An 18226-nucleotide genomic window follows, 5' to 3' on the forward strand; every position below is an offset into this window, starting at 1 on the left:
GGTTCACACAGTGAACCAGCATTGAAAGCCAATAGTATTCAAAAAGAGTGAGGCGCATGGGATACGCACCGGTATCGGCGGTCCTGAAAGGACTGAAAGTGTTGGAAGTGGTGAATCGTCTGGGGCCGGCAAGCCTGCGCGACATCACCGATGCCACCGGCCTGCCCAAGGCGTCCACGCTGCGGTTGCTCGATACCCTGCAGCATGCCGGCTATGTCTCGGTAATGAACGAAAGCCGCCGCTACATCGTCACCGCCCGGGTCTTGTCCCTGTCCAACAATTTCCGTCCGGACGACGCGCTTCTCGCGGCCGCCGTTCCGGTATTGAAAGCGTTGCGTGATAAAACCGGCTGGCCATCGGATCTGGGTATCTATCAGCACGGCAAGATGGTGATCGCCGATACCAACCGGCAGCCGGGCGCCTTTTCAATGAATCGTTCGGTGGGATCGCGGGTGTCCATGACCACCACTTCGCTTGGCAAGGTCTACATGGCGTTTTGTCCGGAGCCGGAACGGGAACAGATACTTCAGCACTTGTCACGGCTTGATGATCCGGATGAGAACGGTGCACTGAAAGGCGAAAAAATCGAGCGTTTGCTGAAAAAAATTCGCAAGCAGGGGTATGCCACGAGCGATCAGGAACAAGGCAAGAGTATTCGGGCGGTGGCGGTGCCGGTGCTGCTTGGCGACCGGGTCGCGTGCTCGTTCAATGTCATCGTGCCAGCTCAAGTGATGTCGATGGAGCAGGCGGTAACCGACTATGTGCCATTGATCAGCAGCGCGGCCCGGGAGATTGAACAACGTATTCAGGGATAGGCCGGCCGTGGCCGGGCATCACCATGGTAAAGGAGAGGTAACGTGATCGAGGCCTTGCTGTTTCAGGCTGGGCCGAATCAAAACAACGCACGATAAAGGTGACGTAATGAAAATAACAACGTCGATTTTGCGAAAACAGCTCCCGTTCTGGGGGTTGATGCTGACTCTTCTGTCCACGCCCTTGGCTCAGGCACGGGACATGACCCTGGCGGATTCGTTTCCTTTGGATCATTACTTGTCCAGGGAAGGCACGGTGTATTGGATGCGGAGAGTCACCGAACTGACCGGGGGTGATCTGTCCTTCCAGCATTATCCGGCGGAGCAGATCGCCAAGGCCTCGGAGATCATGCGCCGGGTTCAGGATGGCGTGGTGGATGTAGGGTACGTGGGCATTGGTTATGTCAGTGATCGCATGCCCCTGAATGGCGCCACCATGCTGCCCGGGGTGGTGCGCGACTCGAGGCGCGCGAGCCTGGCGTACTGGTCCGAATTACAAGATCCGGACAGTGTTTACCGGAAGGAGTTTGACAAAAACGGGCTGGTACCCGTGTTCGCGGTACTGTTGCCGCCTTACCAGGTAGTACTGAACAGGCAGGCCATCGACTCGCCTGGAGATTTCAAGGGATTGAATCTGCGCTCCTCCGGTAGTCTGGACCTGGCGGTGCAGGCGCTGGGCGCGTCACCGGTCTCCATGGCGGCGCCGGATATCTATCTGGCTCTGCAAAGAGGAACGCTGGACGGCACGCTGTTGCCGGTGACGAGTATCACCCCCTATCGGGTCGACGAGGTGACCTCCAGTGTCTCCACCAATGGTGCCTTCGGCAGTTTCGCCATCACCGTCGCCATGAACGCCAGTCGCTATGAGGCCCTTAGTGACGCCCAGAAGCATGCCATCCGACAGGCCGGCGACGAGACCGTTCGACATCTGAGCGAATACGAGGCGGAACAAGTGGATCAACTGCTGACGCATTTCAAGAACGAGGACATTGACGTATACGCCTTCTCCGACGCCACCTTGAAAACCATTGAGCAACGTTTGGATGGTGTTCGTGAGCAGTGGGTGGCGCGCATGGAGAAACGTGGGCTGGATGGCCGTAAGGCCTTGCAGTCCATGGAGCATGCCCTCGAACAAAACCGCCGGTAATGCCGATGTCCCGGTATCTGAAGTTGTTGGAGCAGAGCCTGGCGGCCATTGCCGTTGCCGCGGTGCTGGCGATGATGTTATTGGTGAGCCTGGACGTGATCGCCCGTTACCTTTTCAAGGCACCGTTGACCTTTCAATACAATCTGACCGAAGACTATCTGATGGTCATCATGGTGGCGCTGGCTCTGCCATGGGCGGAGAGGCGCGGTGTCTTCATTCGCCTGACGCCGTTTCATCGTTTCATGAGCCCGGCGGTGCGTCGATGTCTGTACGCGTTCAATAATCTGCTGGTCGCCTTGATGTTGCTGGCGATGACCTGGTACGCCGGTGAGCGGGTGTGGACTGACTGGCAGGAACAGAGGGTGATTTTCGGCGTGATCGACTGGCCGGTGTGGCTGTCCCATGTCTGGGTGCCGATTGGAACCCTGGCGCTTTCCCTGCGACTGTTGACCAATGCCTGCCTGTATTTGCTGGGCGTGACACCAGTACCATCGCCGCCGTCCCTGGATGAGATGCAGCAGGGCGGGGAGGCGTTGCGATGATTATCTTGATCGGAGTCGGCCTGCTTGTCGTTCTGCTGTTGATGGAAATGCCGATCGCCTTCGCGATGATGGTGGCGGCGACCGTGGGACTGTGGCTGGTGGGCGGGGAGCTCATGGTGCACAGCTTTTTGGCGGATGCCTTTCACAATGTCACCGCCTCCTACACCATGCTGACTATTCCCATGTTCGTGCTGATGGCCCAGTACATGGCTCAGAGCGGCATGGCCAGGGATATCATCACCTGTAGCGATACCTGGTTGCGGCGGCTCAATGGTGGTTTGGGCATGGCGTGCGTGTTCGCCAGCGCCTTCATGGCGGCGATCATCGGCTCCAGCACCGCTTCCTGCGCCACCATGTCCTCGGCGGCTTTTCCCTCCATGCGTGACAGCGGCTATGACCGCCGGATTTCGGTGGGCATAATCGCCATCGCCGGCACTCTGGCGATTATGATCCCGCCCAGTATCGTGCTGATTATTTACGGCATTCTGACACAGCAATCCGTGGGTAAATTACTAATCGCCGGCCTGGTGCCGGGGCTTCTTACCGCTGCCGGCTATATCCTCACCATCTGGGTCCTCAGTAAGCGGCGTCCGGATCTGGTGCCCAAACCCACGGCGTTTGATATGCGCGACACAATGAAGTCATTGCGTCCGGTCTGGCCCGCCATGCTGTTGATGGTGGTGACCATTGGCGGCCTGTACAGCGGTCTGGCCACGCCGACGGAAATCGGCGCGGTGGGCTCGCTGGCGGCCCTGGCCATCGTGTTGATGATGCGGCGTATCGATAAGCGGCGTTTCACCAGTGCCATGACTGAAACACTGGGGACCACGGTGATGATCATCACGATCATCATCGGGGCCATGATGTTCGGGTACTTTCTCACCCTGACTCAGGCCACCCAATCTCTCATCGCCATGATCAACGACGCCAACCTGTCGCCTTGGGCGGTGTTGCTGACCCTGGTGGTGATCTATCTGGTGCTGGGCATGCTCATGGACCAGATGGCGATTCTGGTATTGACCGTACCGGTAACCTTCGCGCTGATCACCCAACTGGGCTTCGACGGTATCTGGTATGGCATCGTCATAACGAAGACCGTGGAAATTGGTCTGGTGACGCCGCCACTCGGACTCAATGTGTTTATCACTTCTGGTATTACCCGGGTGCCGGTGGCGGAGTGTTTTCGTGGCGTGGCTCCTTTCGTTCTGGTGGATTTGCTGATTCTCGGATTGCTTCTGGCGTTTCCGGAGATCAGCCTGTTCCTGCCCGGCCTTATGAAATAGTGAATGACATAGGAAACCGTGATGAATTTTGATCTCCCCGAAGAACTGGTGACACTGCGTGACGCCGTTACCGATGTTTGTGAAAAGCACCTGATTCCCGGCATCAAGGATTTCGAGGAGCGGGAAGAGTTTGCTTACCCTCTGATCCGGGAGATGGGGAAAGCCGGCCTGTTCGGCGCGCCGTTTCCGGAAGAACTGGGCGGTAGTGCCGCCGGCTTTCTGGCGGTGTCGGTGATCGCCGAGGAAATTTCCCGGCTGGCGCCGGAATTCGGTTACGCCATGAACATGCAATCGATGACCTGCCCCTACACCATCTACAACTGGGGCACGGAAGAGCAGGCGCGGCGATTCGTGCCGGGATTGATTGCTGGTGAACAGATTGGCATGTTCGCCCTGTCGGAAGAAGGCAGTGGCTCCGATCCGGCCGGTTCCATGCGCACCGTGGCCAGGCGCGATGGCGACGTGTACCGCCTGAACGGTTCGAAAATGTGGATTACTTTTTCCCATGCCACTGATGTGGGGGTGTTGTTTGCCAAAACCGACCCGCACGCCGATCCGGCGCATACCGGGATTACCGCGTTCATCGTGCAGCCGAAGCTATTCGAGGGCTACAGCGCGCAACCCATCGAATTGCCGGGCCTGTCCAGATCGCTGCGCAGTTGTACCGTGTTTCTGGATGACTTCGTGGTGCCGGTGGAGAATCGCCTGGGTGAGGAGGGTGAGGGGTTCCGTATCGCCATGAACGCTCTGGAGTACGGCCGTCTGACCGTCAGCGGCCGGTTGACCGGTCTGGCGCAGTCCGCTCTGGATGTGGCGCGAAATTACGCCAACGAGCGCATCATTGGCGGTAAGCCGATCGCCCGCTTCCAGTTGATTCAGGAGCGCATCGCCGATGCCACGGTGGCGGTGGAGGCGGCGCGTCTGATGTCGCATCGGGTGGGTTGGACCATGGACCAGGGGCGGGTGTCGACCCGGGTGGCGTCCCGTGCCAAATACTTCGCCACTCAGGCGGCGCGCCTGGCCGGGGATGTGGCACGGGAAGTCCTGGGAGGCAATGCCTTGACCGCGGAATACCCGGTCAAGAAGATCAACGCTTACATTGACATGCTGACGGTGGGAGAGGGATCCGAGAACGTGCAGCGGGTGCTGATTGGCGAGGACTCCCTGGGTATCAAGGACGCCACTCGGCACGCCATGCGTAACCGCTTCGCGGGAATGTTGTAGCGCCGGTGGTGTGGAAGGCCGCAGCGGGAGCTTGCCTTGCAAGGGAAGCTCCCACGGCGGGCTTCGTAGTCCCGTTTTATGGGCCGTAATGGCCCTTTAACGAAGGCGTGTTTATTACCGGAGCCTGTTGTCTCAGAACGGCAGTGCTTTCTGAATCAGACTGGCGATATCGCCTTGCCCTTGTTTCTGGAAATACTGGAGGATCACCGGGATAAACTGCACCAGAGTATCCTTGTCCAGCCCCAGCTTTTGCATGCCGCCGGCGATCTGTGTCAGCCCGGCCAGCTTGTCACTGCCCATGCTGGAAAGCAGGCCTCCGGCCATGCCCAGCAGGGAGTCACCGCCACTTTCCGGGGCTTGCGACATCATCCCTTCCAGCTTGGGTTCGGCGCCCAGAATGCGGCCGAAGTCGGTGCCGGAGAGGTTGTCCTTCACCAGCTTCATCAGCAGGCCGGTACCGCCTTCGGCTTGCTGGCCACTGACCCCGAGAGTGGATACCAGTTGGTTGATCAGGTCCATGGCCTTGTCTCCTTGCCGGTATTTATTTGGGAATACGGATTTTCTGGCCCGGGTAGATCAGGTCAGGGTCCTTGATGACTTCGCGGTTGGCTTCAAAGATAGCGGTGTATTTGTTGCCGTCACCGTAAAACTGGCTGGCCACTTTCCACAAAGTGTCGCCTTTCTGAATTTCGTAGTACTCCACTTCTTCCACCGCGGCTTCCGCCGGCAGAGTGACGGCGTCACCTTCCACTTTTTCCACGTTTTCAACGTTGCCGGCCAACAGTACGGTTTTTTCCTTGGCGGCCTGGTTTTCGCAATCGCCACTGAGTGTGGCGCAGCCGTCGGCGAATTTCACCTCCAGGTTCGACACGCCGGGATTGTCTTCCAGAATGTGTGCTTTGATTTTCTCGGCCGCGTCCGTGTCATCGCTACCGAACAGTTTCTTACCGATGTTTTTCGCAAAGCTGAACAGATCCATGTTGCATTCCTCATACATTAAGGTGGGTCAGGCTCGGGGCCAGGGATTGATTATTTCCCTATTGGCACGGCAAACACCATGCCGGGTGATCTTTTCTTACCGTAATTCAACACTATTTTGTGATTGTCTCGTGACCGCTCTTCAGGTTATGCAACTGTTGGGTTATGGTCGGCGGATCGATGGAGCCTGAATTGCGATGATTGCTGATGCCGGTGGCAGAGGAGATCAGGGACGTGACCACCGCAAAGAAACTGCGGGTTTTCATTAGACGTTGAGAACCCTCCGGAGATTAAAAGGAGGAGACTATGACTGTATCGCTCAAAGACGTTGCCAGAGAATGGCATGCCGGTGATGAGTTTCAGTGTTATATGCATAGAGAAACCGGGGAGGTCTTCCCGGTTATGAATGAGGAGGCCCAGAAAGCGGAAGAGCCGGATCCCGACGGCCCTGACTGGCTCAAGGAGATATTGCCTAAGATCCGCGAAGTGTTGTCCTCGGACCAATACGTGCCAATGCCGGATCAATGGGAATTTGATGAGTATCATGTCATGGAGAAGTTCTGTTGGTCGGTGACGTCTGGCAGGGACAGCGAGGCGCTTGAGGATGCGATCAGAGGTCGCGGTGCCTTTCGCCGCTTCAAGTCGCTGGTCTTTGATCTCGGCCTGGAGGATGCATGGCACCGGTTCAGGGACGAGGCGTTGGAGGAGATGTTGGGGGCTTGGATGGACTCGGAGGGGATCGAATACGAGGATTAAGCGGAGGTTGATCCTCGTTCCGGTGATAATGACAATCCTGTTTCCCAAGGCGACCCCGTGAGATTGGCACCGTTGCGTCTATCCTGTTTTTTTGCGGCTCTCATATTTCTCAGTGCTGGCGCTATGGGCGACACCGTCTGGTTGAAGAATGGTGACCGGCTCACTGGCGAGATCGTGCTGATGGATAGTACCAAGCTGCTGTTGGAAACACCTTACGCGGGCTCGGTGCCCATTGACCGGGAGATGATCAGCACGCTGCAGAGTGACCACGAGCTGCTGGTGAAGTGGCCAGGGGGCAATGGCGAAGTCAGTAAGACAGTGGCGGCGGGGCAGCCTGGCCGGATCGTGGTCAGCAACGGGGAAGAAACCACGGTGGAACTGGCCAGCGTTACCCGCATGCTGCGCCCCAAGCCCTTCCTGCAGGACCTGGAATGGACCGGGGACCTGGAATTCGACATCAACTATGAACGGGCCGAGCGGGACACGGACGACTTCGACCTGACCCTGAACAATCAAGCCCGACACGGGCCCTGGCGGCATAACCTGCAGGCGGACTACAACCGCAAGTTCCGTGACGATGTGCGTATCGAGCAGGACTGGAGCGCCAAGTACGCGCTGGACCGCTTCGTCACCGAGAGCCGGTTCTGGCAGACCCGCTACGAATACCAGCGCGACTGGTTCGAGAATGTCCGTCGGCGCCGCTCCCTGGGAGCGGGACCGGGTTACCAGTTCTGGGACAATGAACTGGGGGCTTTTTCTCTGGCGTGGCTGCTTAGTTATAACCAGTTCTCCTACGCAGAGAGAAGCGACAAGGCCTTCTACGCGCTGGGCATGCAATGGGATTACAACCGGTACCTGGTGGGCAAGACCGTCGAACTGTTCGGCCGCGGCAGTGTTGGCAAGGCCTTGAGTGGTGTGGAGGGGTATTCCGTGGATGCGGAATTCGGAGTGCGCTACCGGCTCACCGACTGGGCTTCACTGAGCATGAAAGTGGAAACCGATCTGGTGAAGGATTTCTCCGAGGACCTGGATGAAACCGATTACAGTCTTGGCCTGGGCATCGGTTGGTGAGTGGGCCGGTGTGCTGAACTAGGGCCAGTTCCATATGGGGGTATTCAGCAATCCCTGGCCCATGATGTGGGTTTCCCCAAGTTCTTTTTCCAATTCCACGCCATGGCAGTCCGGTGCCTGATTCAGAGCCGCCACCAGGCGGCTGGCATGGCTGATCACCCACACCTGACTGTGGCGGCTGGCGCGGGCAATCAATCGCGCCAGGGCCGGGAGCAGATCCGGATGCAGGCTGTTTTCCGGTTCGTTCAGAACCATCAGTGAGGGCGGCCGTGGTGTCAGCAAGGCCGCGATCAGAAGCAGATAACGCAGTGTGCCATCGGACAGCTCCGCCGCTGTCAGCGGACGGAGCAGGCCGTACTGGTGGAAGGCGATCTTGAGCCGGCCGTCGTCCAGGGGAACGATGGCTAGGCGCGCGCCGGGAAAGGCATCCTCGATGGCACTGTCGAGCGCCCGGGCATCGCCGATTTCCCGAATGGTTTACAGGGCCGCCGCCAGATCGCGCCCGTCGTGATGCAGCACGGGGGTACGGGTGCCCAGCTGGACCTGCCGGGCGGGGGCGTCCTGATCGGTGCGAAAGTGGTCGTAGAAGCGCCAACCGCGAATCCGCTCGCGCAGGGTGACCACCTCTGGTGTGGTGCGGGCGTCGGCCACCTGACTGAACAGGCTGTCGAAGCTGTTGAGGTGTTCGCTGATAACCTGCCAGGGGCCTTCTCCCCGGATTTTCACCAGCGGGCCGCGGCGATCCACCAGCGTCGTGGCCGGACGATAGCCGGAGCCGGCCCAGATCAGTTCCCGTTTTATCTCCGGGTCCAGATTGAAGGCGGTGGTGGCGTCCGGTTTCGGCAGACCCAGCTCGATCAGATAGCCATAGTCCTCATCGTTGAATCCGAGACGCAGGCGGCGGCTGTGCTGGCGAGGCCCGCCCTGCACCGGCACCGAGCCGTTGCGCATGCCTTTGGTGAGGGTCTCCGGTCCGGCCCAGAACGTGGATTCCAGCCCGCCTTCGGCGGCCAAGGCGGCGATCACGTCGTCACGCGCGGTGGCGGCCAGCAACCGCAGGGCGCGGTACAGATTGGATTTGCCGCTGCCGTTGGCGCCGGTGACCACATTCAGGGGCCCCAGCGGCACGGTCAGATTCAGAACGGAACGGTAGTTGCCAATGGCCAGCGTGGTCAGCATGCTGGGCGGTTCCTGGTAGCGGGGAGTGGCCAGTAAAAGGGAATCCCGGCGCTGATTCAAGGCGGTGGCAGCGGGCCTTCCGCATCATCGGCGCCGTGCTATGCTGGCGCCCATGAAAACCGTTGCCATCATTGTCAGTGCCCTGTTGGGGGCGATGCCGTTGCCGCTGGTGGCTCAACCCTCGACGGAGTCCGCCTTCGTGGCCGCCCTGGTCGATGCCGCCATGGCACGCACCCGGGTGTCCGTCACCTATGACGGCGGCTATCGCCGTATTGGCTACCCCAACGGTGATGTGCCCGACAATATCGGTGTATGCACGGACGTGGTGATTCGCTCCTATCGCAAGGCCGGGGTGGATCTGCAGCGTCTGGTGCATGAGGACATGACGCTAGCCTTCGGCGCCTATCCGAACCACTGGGGGTTGCGCCGCCCCGATCCCAATATCGATCACCGGCGAGTGCCCAATCTGCAAACGTTCTTCGAACGCCAGGGGGCGGCGCTGCCAGTCTCCGACCAGGCCGATGCCTACCGCCCCGGTGATCTGGTCACCTGGATGCTGCCCGGTAATCTTCCGCATATCGGCGTGGTGACCGGGCAACGTTCCACCGATAGCGGCCGCCCCTTGATCGTTCACAACATCGGGCGCGGACCGGAATTGGAGGATCTGCTGTTCTCTTATCCCATCACCGGGCACTACCGTTATATCCGGCCTCCCAGCCGGCAGGCATCGCCTGTCGATGCCCATTGATATGTTGTCTCAGCGGCCCTGCCGCCGTTCAATGGCGGCCTGAATCAACGGCATCCGGTCATTGCCGAAGTACATGTCATCGCCGTCGATAAAAATAGTGGGTGAACCGAAACCGCCCCGTCGCATGACGGTCTCCGTATTCTCGCGCAACTGGTCCTTGATCCCGGGTTCCTGGATGCCGGCGAAGAAAGCATCCCGGTCCACGCCCAGCTGTTCCAGAATCGGGATCAACTGGTCGTCCTGGGCGATGTCCTTGCCATCGCGCCAATAGCTCTGGAACACCGCCCGGGCGAATGGCACCAGCTTGCCCTGAGGGGCGAGCCAGAGACAGCCGCGCATGGCCTTGACGCTGTTCACCGGAAACACCTCCGGCCAATTGATCTCCAGCCCCTGATAGCGCGCCCAGTCCCGCAGATCCTTGCGCATATAGCTCGCTTTCTGCGGTACTGGTTTTTCCCGCGAAGCGTACACGGAGGGATTGATGGTATTGAAGATGCCGCCCACCAGAATGGGTTTCCATTCGATGCTGGTGCCGGTGTCCTTGGCGACGTTTTGAATACTCTCGAAGCCCAGATAAGTCCAGGGGCTGGAGCAGTCGAAGTAAAACTCGATCATGGCGAAATCCTTATGGTGTTATTCGTTGGTCGCGGTTTGGTTCTGGCCGAACAGGACTCGTTTGGCGTCGTCGGACATGGTGCTCTGGCGCAGCGTCTTGCCCACCGCCAGGCCTTTTTGCAGGGCTTCGCGGCCCCGCAACTGCGAGAACCAGCGTGCTACGTTGGGGAAGTCGTCCAGTGTGATGCCCTGGGCTTTGTGGGTCATCACCCAGGGAAAGATAGCCATGTCGGCGATGGAATAGTCGCCGGCCACGCAAGGGGCGTCAGCAAGGGCCTGATCCAGCACGCCGTAGAGGCGCCGGGCTTCGCGGCCGTAGCGGTCAATGGCGTAGGGTACCTTTTCCGGTGCGTATAACAGGAAATGCCCGTTTTGACCCAGCATTGGGCCCAAGCCGCCCATTTGCCACATCAGCCACTGTTTGACCCGATAGCGTCCGCGCAGGTCCGCGGGCAGGAAGCGGCCACTCTTCTCGGCCAGATACTCCAGGATGGCTCCGCTTTCGAAAAGGGAAACCGTCTCGCCGCCATCCTCCGGCGCATGATCCACCAGTGCCGGCATCCGGCCATTGGGACTGAGCACGAGAAACGTGGGATCGAATTGCTCTCCCGCGCCGATATTGACCGGCACGATGCGGTAAGGCAGCCCGCACTCCTCCAGCATGATGGTGATTTTCCAGCCATTGGGGGTGGGCCAGTAATACAGGTCAAGCACGAGCGTCTCCCGGAGTGGTTGTCATGATTATGGGCGGCATGCCGCCGGGCCAAACCAATCTAAAACATTCCCACCGGTTTCGCGAAAGCGACGGATCGGATGATGGTTGTCATGAGGGGAGTGGGTTGACGGTGGAGAATGATCGTTCTACTCTCTTGATCATGATCACTTCAGCACGACAATCCGCCACGGAGTCTCCGCAAACAGTGAGAGCAAAGCTGCTCGCTGTCACCGAACAGCTGATCTATAGCGGTGGCATTCACGCCACAGGCATGGATCGCATAGTGCGTGAATCCGGCGTGGCGAGGAAAAGCATTTACCGCTACTTCCCCACCAAGGAAGCTTTGGTGGCGGAGGCGCTGCGTGAGCGGGACGAGCGTTGGATGCGCTGGCTCGTCTCAGAATGCGAAGCGGCGCCGCCGGGGCCGCCACGCTTGCAGGCGATCTTCGAAGCGCTGGCGGACTGGTTTGCCCGGGATGATTTCAATGGCTGTGCTTTCATTAACGCCGCCGGCGAAGTCGCCGCTGGCCCCATTCATGACGTGGCCCGGGCCCACAAGCGCCGATTGCGGGATTATCTTTGTTCGGTGCTGGCGGAATGTGGTGTGGCCGATGTGGAAACCGTGGCGGCGGATCTCTCGATTCTGATCGACGGCGCGATCACCAGCGCCCGCGTCGGAGGGGATTCCCGGGCGGCGGAGCGGGCCGCGCGCATGGCGCGCCTCCTGATTCAGGATAGCGACGTTTTATAAACCACCGGAGACGGTCATGACCACTGCTACACGCCCACCCTTGCCCCCCTTTACCCGCGAAAGTGCCATTGAGAAGGTGCGTTTGGCGGAAGATGGCTGGAACAGCCGGGATGCCGATAAGGTCGCGATGGCCTATAGCCTGGATACCCGTTGGCGGAATCGGGCCGAGTTCGTGCAAGGCCGGGACGAGGCCCGCGCCTTCCTTGAACGCAAATGGAACAAGGAGCTGGAATACCGTCTGATCAAGGAGCTATGGGCGTTCTCGGAGAATCGCATCGCCGTGCGCTATGCCTATGAATGGCGGGATGATTCCGGCAACTGGTTCAGATCCTACGGTAACGAGAATTGGGAGTTCGACGATGATGGTCTGATGCGCCATCGATACTCCAGTATCAACGACCTGCCGATTGGCGAGCAGGAGCGTAAATTCCACTGGCCATTGGGACGGCGCCCCGACGACCACCCCGGTTTATCCGATCTGGGCCTATAACCGACCGGTCATGGCAGATTGAGTTGCCAGGACACACCGAAACGGTCGGCTACCCAGGCAAAACGAGTACTGAATCCATAATCGTCCAAAGGCATCATGACCTCCCCTTGTTCGGACAAACGGTTATAAAGGGAGGTCAGCTCTTCTTCGCTGTCACAGTCGATGAAGAAGGAAAACGACGGCGTGAAATCGAAATCATGGGGAACTGGTGAGTCGATGCAACGAACCCTCTGCTGCCCCAGGCGAAACATGGCCTGATACACCCTTCCGGCGACCTCCGGCTGTGTCTCGTCATAATGTGACAGGCTGATGATCTCGCTATCCTCGATCAGAGAGACATAAAAGCGCAACGCCGCTTCGGCGTTGCCCTGGAACATTAAAAAAGGAGTGATTGCCTGTGCCATGGCGCGCTCCGGTCAAAAAGGCAAAAATCAGGAGCATCAGTCTAGTCATCATTGAAGGATGGAGACAATGCCGGAGACCGTGATCCGGGATGTTTGCCTCGCTGATGCCGAAGCCATGGCGCCTTTGTATAACCATTACGTCCACCGAAGCATCGCGACCTTTGAAACGGAACCGGTAGCGGCGGTGGAAATGGCCCGGCGCATCCAGAAAGTCAAGGCGTCGTCATTGCCCTGGCGGGTGGCGGAAACGGCGGGCGAATTATCCGGATACGCCTACGCGACCCGTTGGCATGATCGCCATGCCTACCGGTTCAGTGTTGAATCCACGGTGTACATTGATGCCGGGGCGGTTGGTCAGGGTCTGGGCGAGCGTCTGTATCTGTCTTTGCTGTCACAACTTCGTCATCAGGGGCTGCATACGGTGATGGCGGTTATTGCCTTGCCGAACGCCGCCAGTGTGGCGTTGCACGAGAAAGTCGGGTTCCGGCAAAGCGGCGGTCTGCGTGCGGTGGGCCGAAAATTCGAGCGCTGGATCGATGTCGGGTACTGGCAGTGTTTCCTGACGGACGCGCCGGAGCCATAGTCATCGCTCATGACAGGGACGGCGCAAATAGTGTATGTCCCCTTTTTCTGACGAGACGTCGTTCCCCTTCCGATTGTTGACACCGGCCTGGCGGCTGCTTAAAAGGGGAAGGGGAAACAGTCTGTTTCTTAATGATGGAACAACAGAATAACTAAGGGATGAGAACCATGGAATTCAGTGATGGGCAAGACCCCTATACCCGCGACGATTTCAAAACGGAGATTGAAGAAGCCATTACCCGTCTGGAAAAGGCCAATGACGTGGCGCAGGAGGCGGTGAGTTTCCACCTGGCGCGTGCTTCCGGTTTGTTCTTCAGCCGCTTTGGCACCATGGATGAGTTCATGATGGCCTCGGAAGACGTGAAGATGGGCTATATCGAGGAACTGAATCAGCGCGAGGATGAATACGCGGAAACGGACCGCTTTGCTTCCTACGCTTTTGCCCTGTTCAAAATGTGGGTGGGAACAGTGATCGAATGCGACCGGGAATTAATGGTTCTTTTCGTGGAACGACTGGGACCGTTCATGAACCGGGGAGAGAAGCTCATCCTGGAGTTGCTGGATGAGGAGGAGAATGAGAACACGCACTAGTTCTCGGTTGCCCGCCGTCCGGGCGGTTCCCCAAGCCTGTTTGCGGGCCTTGGAGAAATGAATTCAGAAGTTGCTACAAGGCCGCTGTGGGAGCCAGCCTGCTGGCGAATGCGGTGTATGGTGTCGGGTATTCGCTTGCAGCGGCCCGGACAAGCTCCCACGACGGCTTCGTAATCCAGTCTCACTGTCACGACACGCCCGCATACGCCTCTTCCTGCCTTGCTTGCCGCAGGGCGTTCGCCCACCACCACAACTGTGCCAGCAGTTTGGTGAGATTCCGTGAGGTCCGCTCCGGATCCCGCGGATATCCCTGTTCGTCGAATTGCTCGGGGGCATTGGGGAAGCTCACCACCTGCCGAATGGTGGCGGCGTGAAGTTCGGCGAACACCAGCCGCAATTGCTCCACGGCCCGCAACCCGCCGGACACGCCTCCGTAGCTGATGAAAGCCACCGGTTTGGCCTGCCAGACGCCATAAATACTGTCCAACAGGTGCTTCAGGGGCGCGCTGAAGCTGTGATTGTACTCCGGCGTGGCGACCACGAAGGCGTCGGCGCGATCCAGGCGTTGCTGCAAATCATTGGCGGCGGAGTCGCTCGGAGGCTCATTGGCAGGGTTCGGAAACAAGGGCGAGGGATCGATGACGTCCAGCTCGAAGGCTTCGTGGCCATCGATCTCGCGGGCCGCCCAGCGGATGATCGTATCGCAGAATCGGCCTTCCCGGGTGCTGCCGTAAATCAAGGCAATACGGATTGGTTTGGCCATGTTGTTACTCCAGTCAGCTGGTGTGATGAAATCGTGGTTGTGACTCTAAAACCTAAAGCAAGGTTTAGATCAAGGAAGGTTCGATCTCTTGTGGCGATAGGCGCAAAGCATCGCGGTGTTGAAATGGTGTGACGGCGATGGATGAAGACAAGAGTGCCGATGTCTCCGGCGCTACTGGCATGCAACTTGCCTCCACTGATTCATGCTTTGGACAATGGCGCTCAACGAAAGGGGGGGAGATGGGATATCAAAGTACCATGCAGGAAAGGGTTGAAGCGGTTCGCCTGGCGTCGGCGGTGGACGTCTGTAGCCTTTATCTGGCTTTGCCGGAAACGGGAGAGCTGGAATTGGTGGCCAGCAGTGGGTTGGACCCGGAGGCTATGGGGGCACGGATGACGTTTTCACAGGGGTTGACCGGCAAGGTGGCGCGTACTGGTCAGCCGGTGGTGGCAAGGCAGGTAGCCGATCATCCGGACTATCATCATGTGGCCAACTCCGGCGAGGAGCGCTTCAAGAGTTACCTGGGGATCCCTTTGCGCAATGACGATCAACTGATCGGTGTGCTGGTGATCCAGACTGTGATCGCCAAGAGCTTTTTCCATAACGATATCCGTGAGTTACATCGCGCCGGTAGAGATGTTCGCGAGGCGTTGCTGGCGCGGCAGGGGATAGCGGGCATAACGGGTTGAGTACCTTGGGAGGGCGGAGGAGAATGTGGGGCCGTTGTCATCAATAACCATAACAGGAGGACATCATGCTCAGAGAACAGCTCCCTTATCCAAAACATGAGAAGGTTATCCACGGCAAACGCCTGGCCTATGTGGATGAAGGCGAGGGCGATCCGATTGTTTTCCTCCACGGTAACCCCACATCATCCTTTCTCTGGCGTAATGTCATGCCGGAATTGGCCGGACAGGGCCGCCTGATCGCCCCGGATCTGATCGGGCAGGGTGACTCGGAAAAGCTGCCCGCCGGAGAAGGGGCCGAAGCCTACGGCTTCGATACCGCTTACCACTATCTGGAAGGCCTGCTGGAGGCGCTGGGATGTCATCAGCGGGTCACGTTGGTGGTGCACGATTGGGGCAGTGCGCTGGGGTTTCATTGGGCCCGTTGTCATCCGGATGCGGTGAAAGGCATTGCTTATATGGAAGCCATCGTCATGCCGGTGACCTGGGAGGATTGGCCGGAGGCGGCACGGGGCATCTTCAAGGGTTTTCGCTCCGACAAGGGCGAGGATCTGATCCTCAATCGGAACATGTTTGTCGAGGCGGTATTGCCGGGCTCGGTAATTCGTGATCTGAGTGAAGCGGAAATGGCGGAATACCGGCGTCCGTTCCAGAAACCGGAAGATCGTCAGCCGACCCTGGACTGGCCCCGGGACATTCCTATTGATGGCGAACCCGCGGAAATGGTTCGAGTGGTGCGGGATTATGCCGACTGGCTGGCGGCATCGCCGCTGCCGAAGCTGTTCGTCAACGCGGATCCGGGCTCCATTTTAATTGGCCGGCAGCGTGAGTTTTGCCGCACCTGGCCGAACCAAACCGAGGTGACGGTGCGCGGCAATCATTTTCTTCAGGAAGACTCGCCGGTGGAGATCGGGCAGGCGGTGGCGCGCTGGCTGGAGGCCATGCCCAATTCATAAGGGGCGTCCGCGGTTTTGGAACCGGCATGCCGTTTCATGGTGATCGGAGTATGATGGCCCTCCCGGGAAGCATGCCGGCTGACCATGACCCGCGGTCCCTTACTTCCCTTCAGACTGAACAGGATGCACCAGTGAGTACTTTACCTTCCTGCCCGCAATGTGGCTCCGAATACACGTATGAGGACGGTGCGTTTTTTGTCTGTCCGGAGTGCGCTTATGAATGGAATACCGAGAGCGAAAGCGCGGATAGCGAATCTATGGTCCGGGACGCCAATGGAACGGTCCTTGAGGATGGTGACACCGTGACCGTGATCAAGGATCTCAAGATCAAAGGCTCCTCCTCGGTGGTGAAGGTCGGTACCAAGGTGAAGAATATCCGCCTGGTGGACGGTGATCACAATATCGATTGCAAGATCGATGGCATCGGGGCAATGAAACTGAAGTCCGCGTTCGTCAAGAAAGTCTGATTTCTTTGTTTACACCCTCCGCCCAGGGGGGTGTTTCCGTTTTTTTAGTCAAAGGTCGAATTGAGGTAGGCGGTCGTTTGGCGGTTCCCTATTCTGTTGTTTAATCCGCCATTGGCGGAATAACGATAACAACTGGGAGACCCTCATGTTGAATACCATCGCCAAACCCTTCGTGCGTCTGGTGGAACGCTATCTACCGGACCCTTATATCTTTGTTTTGATTTTGACGCTGGTGGCGTTCGCCGCCGCGATGCTGGTTGAAGGCAACTCCCCGCATGCCGTTATGGTGATGTGGGGAGACGGTTTCTGGGGCCTGTTGACGTTCTCCATGCAGATGTTGCTGGTGCTGGTCACCGGTTTCATGCTCGCCAGTACCCCGCTGGTAAAGGGCATTCTCAATCGGCTGGCATCGCTGGCCCGTACACCAGGCCAGGCCATCTTGTTGGTAACCTACGTGGCCCTGGCGGCCAGTTGGATCAACTGGGGCTTTGGCCTGGTGGTGGGCGGATTGTTCGCCAAGGCATTAGCCCGGCAGGTGCGGGTGCATTACCCGTTGTTGATTGCCGCCGCCTATTCCGGCTTTATCGTCTGGCATGGTGGTCTGGCGGGGTCGATTCCCCTGACCATCGCCACCGAAGGGCACTTCACCCAGGAGCAGATCGGTATCATCGGCACCGGGCAGACGATTTTCTCCTTCTTCAATCTGGCGATCGTGGTGATGTTGTTTATCGCCGTACCGCTGGTCAATCGATGGATGTTGCCGCCGGAGGAGGACAGCCATTACGTCGACGCTGAAACCCTGAAGGATGGTACCGAGGTGGACGTGGCGGTGACGCGGCCGGCCGAGCATCTGGAAAACAGCCGGATCCTGGCCTGGCTGATCGGCTTCAGCGGTATTGCCTACGCCATCAACTACTTCGCCGGTGGCGGTGGTCTCAACCTGAATATTGTCAACTTCATGTTCCTGTTCCTGGCTATCGTATTGCACCAGACACCGCGACGCCTGCTCAACAGCCTCCAGGAAGCGATCAAAGGCGGTGCCGGCATCGTCATTCAGTTCCCGTTTTACGCCGGCATCATGGCGGTTATGACGCAATCCGGGCTGGCCGCCACCATCTCCAACGGCTTCGTTTCCATCGCCAGCGCCGACTCCCTGCCGTTCTGGAGCTTTATCAGCGCCGGCGTGGTGAATATTTTCGTGCCTTCCGGCGGCGGGCAGTGGGCGGTGCAGGCGCCGGTGATGATCCCCGCCGCCCAGGAACTGGGCGCCGATCTGCCCCGGGTGGCCATGGCGGTGGGCTGGGGGGATGCTTGGACCAATCTGCTGCAGCCGTTCTGGGCATTGCCGGTGCTGGCCATCGCCGGTCTCAAGGCGAAGGACATCATGGGCTTCTGTCTGGTGCAACTGATCATTACCGGGGCACTGATCAGTATTGGTCTGACCTGGTTCTAGCCCGCCCCTTTCA

Annotated in this window: 24 protein-coding genes; 16 read left to right on the forward strand and 8 right to left on the reverse strand. The window is 58.7% G+C overall.

Translation table 11 applies throughout. From position 1 onward, the window contains the following. The first annotated feature begins 56 nt into the window (after positions 1 to 56). The 5 genes from CRO06_RS08910 to CRO06_RS08930 all read left to right on the forward strand — a co-directional run bounded on the left by CRO06_RS08910 (position 57) and on the right by CRO06_RS08930 (position 5008). Positions 57 to 815, forward strand: a complete 759-nt coding sequence (locus CRO06_RS08910; RefSeq protein WP_097058270.1) for an IclR family transcriptional regulator domain-containing protein — start codon at positions 57 to 59, stop codon at positions 813 to 815. Between the two features lie 106 nt (positions 816 to 921). Continuing rightward, positions 922 to 1959, forward strand: coding sequence for a TRAP transporter substrate-binding protein (locus CRO06_RS08915; protein ID WP_081706040.1), 1038 nt, complete (start codon positions 922 to 924; stop codon positions 1957 to 1959). Between the two features lie 5 nt (positions 1960 to 1964). Beyond that, a complete protein-coding gene (locus CRO06_RS08920; RefSeq protein ID WP_158549003.1) occupies positions 1965 to 2501 on the forward strand; it encodes a TRAP transporter small permease in 537 nt (178 codons plus the stop codon). Next, the gene (locus CRO06_RS08925; protein ID WP_097058271.1) at positions 2498 to 3784 is read left to right on the forward strand and encodes a TRAP transporter large permease; all 1287 of its coding nucleotides are present in this window, start codon (positions 2498 to 2500) and stop codon (positions 3782 to 3784) included. Before CRO06_RS08920 ends, CRO06_RS08925 begins: the two co-directional genes overlap by 4 nt. A 21-nt stretch (positions 3785 to 3805) precedes the next feature. Continuing rightward, entirely contained in the window at positions 3806 to 5008 is a 1203-nt protein-coding gene (locus CRO06_RS08930) for an acyl-CoA dehydrogenase family protein (RefSeq protein WP_022996970.1), read from the forward strand. Positions 5009 to 5140: 132 nt separating this feature from the next. Here the strand turns inward: CRO06_RS08930 and CRO06_RS08935 are convergent, their stop codons facing one another. Next, positions 5141 to 5527 (reverse strand): DUF2780 domain-containing protein, encoded by a 387-nt coding sequence (locus CRO06_RS08935; protein ID WP_022996969.1) that lies wholly within the window; start codon positions 5525 to 5527, stop codon positions 5141 to 5143. 22 nt (positions 5528 to 5549) lie between these two features. Next, complete coding sequence (gene lysM / locus CRO06_RS08940) at positions 5550 to 5987, reverse strand: peptidoglycan-binding protein LysM (RefSeq protein WP_097058272.1); 438 nt, start codon at positions 5985 to 5987, stop codon at positions 5550 to 5552. 305 nt (positions 5988 to 6292) lie between these two features. Here lysM and CRO06_RS08945 point away from each other — a divergent pair, with 305 nt between their 5' ends. Together CRO06_RS08945 and CRO06_RS08950 are read left to right on the forward strand one after the other, a co-directional pair. Continuing rightward, entirely contained in the window at positions 6293 to 6742 is a 450-nt protein-coding gene (locus tag CRO06_RS08945; RefSeq protein WP_097058273.1) for a UPF0158 family protein, read from the forward strand. A 123-nt stretch (positions 6743 to 6865) separates the two neighbouring features. Further along, positions 6866 to 7813 carry a DUF481 domain-containing protein gene (locus CRO06_RS08950; RefSeq protein ID WP_097058274.1) on the forward strand — a complete coding sequence of 316 codons (948 nt, stop codon included), beginning with the start codon at positions 6866 to 6868 and terminating at the stop codon, positions 7811 to 7813. An 18-nt stretch (positions 7814 to 7831) separates the two neighbouring features. Here the strand turns inward: CRO06_RS08950 and CRO06_RS20320 are convergent, their stop codons facing one another. Beyond that, the gene (locus CRO06_RS20320; RefSeq protein WP_342352127.1) at positions 7832 to 8287 is read right to left on the reverse strand and encodes an AAA family ATPase; all 456 of its coding nucleotides are present in this window, start codon (positions 8285 to 8287) and stop codon (positions 7832 to 7834) included. A 3-nt stretch (positions 8288 to 8290) separates the two neighbouring features. Beyond that, on the reverse strand, positions 8291 to 8992 hold the full coding sequence (locus tag CRO06_RS20325) for an AAA family ATPase (RefSeq protein ID WP_342352126.1): 702 nt from the start codon (positions 8990 to 8992) through the stop codon (positions 8291 to 8293). A gap of 112 nt (positions 8993 to 9104) precedes the next feature. Between CRO06_RS20325 and CRO06_RS08960 the strand changes: the two genes are divergently transcribed. Then, positions 9105 to 9740, forward strand: a complete 636-nt coding sequence (locus CRO06_RS08960) for a DUF1287 domain-containing protein (protein ID WP_031228905.1) — start codon at positions 9105 to 9107, stop codon at positions 9738 to 9740. 9 nt (positions 9741 to 9749) lie between these two features. On the opposite strand, the gene CRO06_RS08965 is transcribed toward CRO06_RS08960, so the two are convergent. Then, positions 9750 to 10355, reverse strand: coding sequence for a 2-hydroxychromene-2-carboxylate isomerase (locus CRO06_RS08965; protein WP_022996962.1), 606 nt, complete (start codon positions 10353 to 10355; stop codon positions 9750 to 9752). Between the two features lie 18 nt (positions 10356 to 10373). Next, a complete protein-coding gene (locus tag CRO06_RS08970; RefSeq protein ID WP_097058275.1) occupies positions 10374 to 11069 on the reverse strand; it encodes a glutathione S-transferase N-terminal domain-containing protein in 696 nt (231 codons plus the stop codon). Between the two features lie 206 nt (positions 11070 to 11275). Here CRO06_RS08970 and CRO06_RS08975 point away from each other — a divergent pair, with 206 nt between their 5' ends. Both CRO06_RS08975 and CRO06_RS08980 read left to right on the forward strand, forming a co-directional pair. Continuing rightward, complete coding sequence (locus tag CRO06_RS08975) at positions 11276 to 11821, forward strand: TetR/AcrR family transcriptional regulator (RefSeq protein ID WP_026948406.1); 546 nt, start codon at positions 11276 to 11278, stop codon at positions 11819 to 11821. Between the two features lie 16 nt (positions 11822 to 11837). Beyond that, on the forward strand, positions 11838 to 12311 hold the full coding sequence (locus CRO06_RS08980; RefSeq protein ID WP_022996959.1) for a nuclear transport factor 2 family protein: 474 nt from the start codon (positions 11838 to 11840) through the stop codon (positions 12309 to 12311). A gap of 8 nt (positions 12312 to 12319) precedes the next feature. On the opposite strand, the gene CRO06_RS08985 is transcribed toward CRO06_RS08980, so the two are convergent. Further along, entirely contained in the window at positions 12320 to 12715 is a 396-nt protein-coding gene (locus CRO06_RS08985; RefSeq protein ID WP_097058276.1) for a VOC family protein, read from the reverse strand. 67 nt (positions 12716 to 12782) lie between these two features. Here CRO06_RS08985 and CRO06_RS08990 point away from each other — a divergent pair, with 67 nt between their 5' ends. Together CRO06_RS08990 and CRO06_RS08995 are read left to right on the forward strand one after the other, a co-directional pair. Continuing rightward, the gene (locus tag CRO06_RS08990) at positions 12783 to 13298 is read left to right on the forward strand and encodes a GNAT family N-acetyltransferase (protein ID WP_097058277.1); all 516 of its coding nucleotides are present in this window, start codon (positions 12783 to 12785) and stop codon (positions 13296 to 13298) included. A gap of 167 nt (positions 13299 to 13465) precedes the next feature. Continuing rightward, entirely contained in the window at positions 13466 to 13888 is a 423-nt protein-coding gene (locus CRO06_RS08995; RefSeq protein ID WP_022996956.1) for a hypothetical protein, read from the forward strand. Between the two features lie 187 nt (positions 13889 to 14075). On the opposite strand, the gene CRO06_RS09000 is transcribed toward CRO06_RS08995, so the two are convergent. Continuing rightward, positions 14076 to 14651 carry an NADPH-dependent FMN reductase gene (locus CRO06_RS09000; RefSeq protein ID WP_063142133.1) on the reverse strand — a complete coding sequence of 192 codons (576 nt, stop codon included), beginning with the start codon at positions 14649 to 14651 and terminating at the stop codon, positions 14076 to 14078. Between the two features lie 239 nt (positions 14652 to 14890). Between CRO06_RS09000 and CRO06_RS09005 the strand changes: the two genes are divergently transcribed. The 4 genes from CRO06_RS09005 (at position 14891) to CRO06_RS09020 (ending at position 18213) form a co-directional block, all read left to right on the forward strand. After that, positions 14891 to 15340 carry a GAF domain-containing protein gene (locus CRO06_RS09005; RefSeq protein ID WP_244902802.1) on the forward strand — a complete coding sequence of 150 codons (450 nt, stop codon included), beginning with the start codon at positions 14891 to 14893 and terminating at the stop codon, positions 15338 to 15340. A 65-nt stretch (positions 15341 to 15405) separates the two neighbouring features. Continuing rightward, on the forward strand, positions 15406 to 16293 hold the full coding sequence (locus CRO06_RS09010; RefSeq protein WP_097058278.1) for a haloalkane dehalogenase: 888 nt from the start codon (positions 15406 to 15408) through the stop codon (positions 16291 to 16293). Between the two features lie 131 nt (positions 16294 to 16424). Beyond that, positions 16425 to 16760 (forward strand): zinc ribbon domain-containing protein YjdM, encoded by a 336-nt coding sequence (locus CRO06_RS09015; RefSeq protein ID WP_031228901.1) that lies wholly within the window; start codon positions 16425 to 16427, stop codon positions 16758 to 16760. Positions 16761 to 16905: 145 nt separating this feature from the next. Continuing rightward, positions 16906 to 18213 (forward strand): short-chain fatty acid transporter, encoded by a 1308-nt coding sequence (locus CRO06_RS09020; RefSeq protein WP_022996951.1) that lies wholly within the window; start codon positions 16906 to 16908, stop codon positions 18211 to 18213. The last annotated feature ends 13 nt before the right edge of the window (positions 18214 to 18226 follow it).

The organism is Alloalcanivorax xenomutans, assembly GCF_900217905.1.
In the GTDB taxonomy this organism is placed as follows: Bacteria; Pseudomonadota; Gammaproteobacteria; order Pseudomonadales; family Alcanivoracaceae; genus Alloalcanivorax; species Alloalcanivorax xenomutans.

Coding starts and splice junctions, on each gene's coding strand:
- CRO06_RS08910 (WP_097058270.1), top strand. CDS start 57: ATGGGATACGCACCGGTATCGGCGGTCCTGAAAGGACTGAAAGTGTTG.
- CRO06_RS08915 (WP_081706040.1), top strand. CDS start 922: ATGAAAATAACAACGTCGATTTTGCGAAAACAGCTCCCGTTCTGGGGG.
- CRO06_RS08920 (WP_158549003.1), top strand. CDS start 1,965: ATGTCCCGGTATCTGAAGTTGTTGGAGCAGAGCCTGGCGGCCATTGCC.
- CRO06_RS08925 (WP_097058271.1), top strand. CDS start 2,498: ATGATTATCTTGATCGGAGTCGGCCTGCTTGTCGTTCTGCTGTTGATG.
- CRO06_RS08930 (WP_022996970.1), top strand. CDS start 3,806: ATGAATTTTGATCTCCCCGAAGAACTGGTGACACTGCGTGACGCCGTT.
- CRO06_RS08935 (WP_022996969.1), bottom strand. CDS start 5,527: ATGGACCTGATCAACCAACTGGTATCCACTCTCGGGGTCAGTGGCCAG.
- lysM (WP_097058272.1), bottom strand. CDS start 5,987: ATGGATCTGTTCAGCTTTGCGAAAAACATCGGTAAGAAACTGTTCGGT.
- CRO06_RS08945 (WP_097058273.1), top strand. CDS start 6,293: ATGACTGTATCGCTCAAAGACGTTGCCAGAGAATGGCATGCCGGTGAT.
- CRO06_RS08950 (WP_097058274.1), top strand. CDS start 6,866: ATGGGCGACACCGTCTGGTTGAAGAATGGTGACCGGCTCACTGGCGAG.
- CRO06_RS20325 (WP_342352126.1), bottom strand. CDS start 8,992: ATGCTGACCACGCTGGCCATTGGCAACTACCGTTCCGTTCTGAATCTG.
- CRO06_RS08960 (WP_031228905.1), top strand. CDS start 9,105: ATGAAAACCGTTGCCATCATTGTCAGTGCCCTGTTGGGGGCGATGCCG.
- CRO06_RS08965 (WP_022996962.1), bottom strand. CDS start 10,355: ATGATCGAGTTTTACTTCGACTGCTCCAGCCCCTGGACTTATCTGGGC.
- CRO06_RS08980 (WP_022996959.1), top strand. CDS start 11,838: ATGACCACTGCTACACGCCCACCCTTGCCCCCCTTTACCCGCGAAAGT.
- CRO06_RS08985 (WP_097058276.1), bottom strand. CDS start 12,715: ATGGCACAGGCAATCACTCCTTTTTTAATGTTCCAGGGCAACGCCGAA.
- CRO06_RS08990 (WP_097058277.1), top strand. CDS start 12,783: ATGCCGGAGACCGTGATCCGGGATGTTTGCCTCGCTGATGCCGAAGCC.
- CRO06_RS08995 (WP_022996956.1), top strand. CDS start 13,466: ATGGAATTCAGTGATGGGCAAGACCCCTATACCCGCGACGATTTCAAA.
- CRO06_RS09000 (WP_063142133.1), bottom strand. CDS start 14,651: ATGGCCAAACCAATCCGTATTGCCTTGATTTACGGCAGCACCCGGGAA.
- CRO06_RS09005 (WP_244902802.1), top strand. CDS start 14,891: ATGGGATATCAAAGTACCATGCAGGAAAGGGTTGAAGCGGTTCGCCTG.
- CRO06_RS09010 (WP_097058278.1), top strand. CDS start 15,406: ATGCTCAGAGAACAGCTCCCTTATCCAAAACATGAGAAGGTTATCCAC.
- CRO06_RS09020 (WP_022996951.1), top strand. CDS start 16,906: ATGTTGAATACCATCGCCAAACCCTTCGTGCGTCTGGTGGAACGCTAT.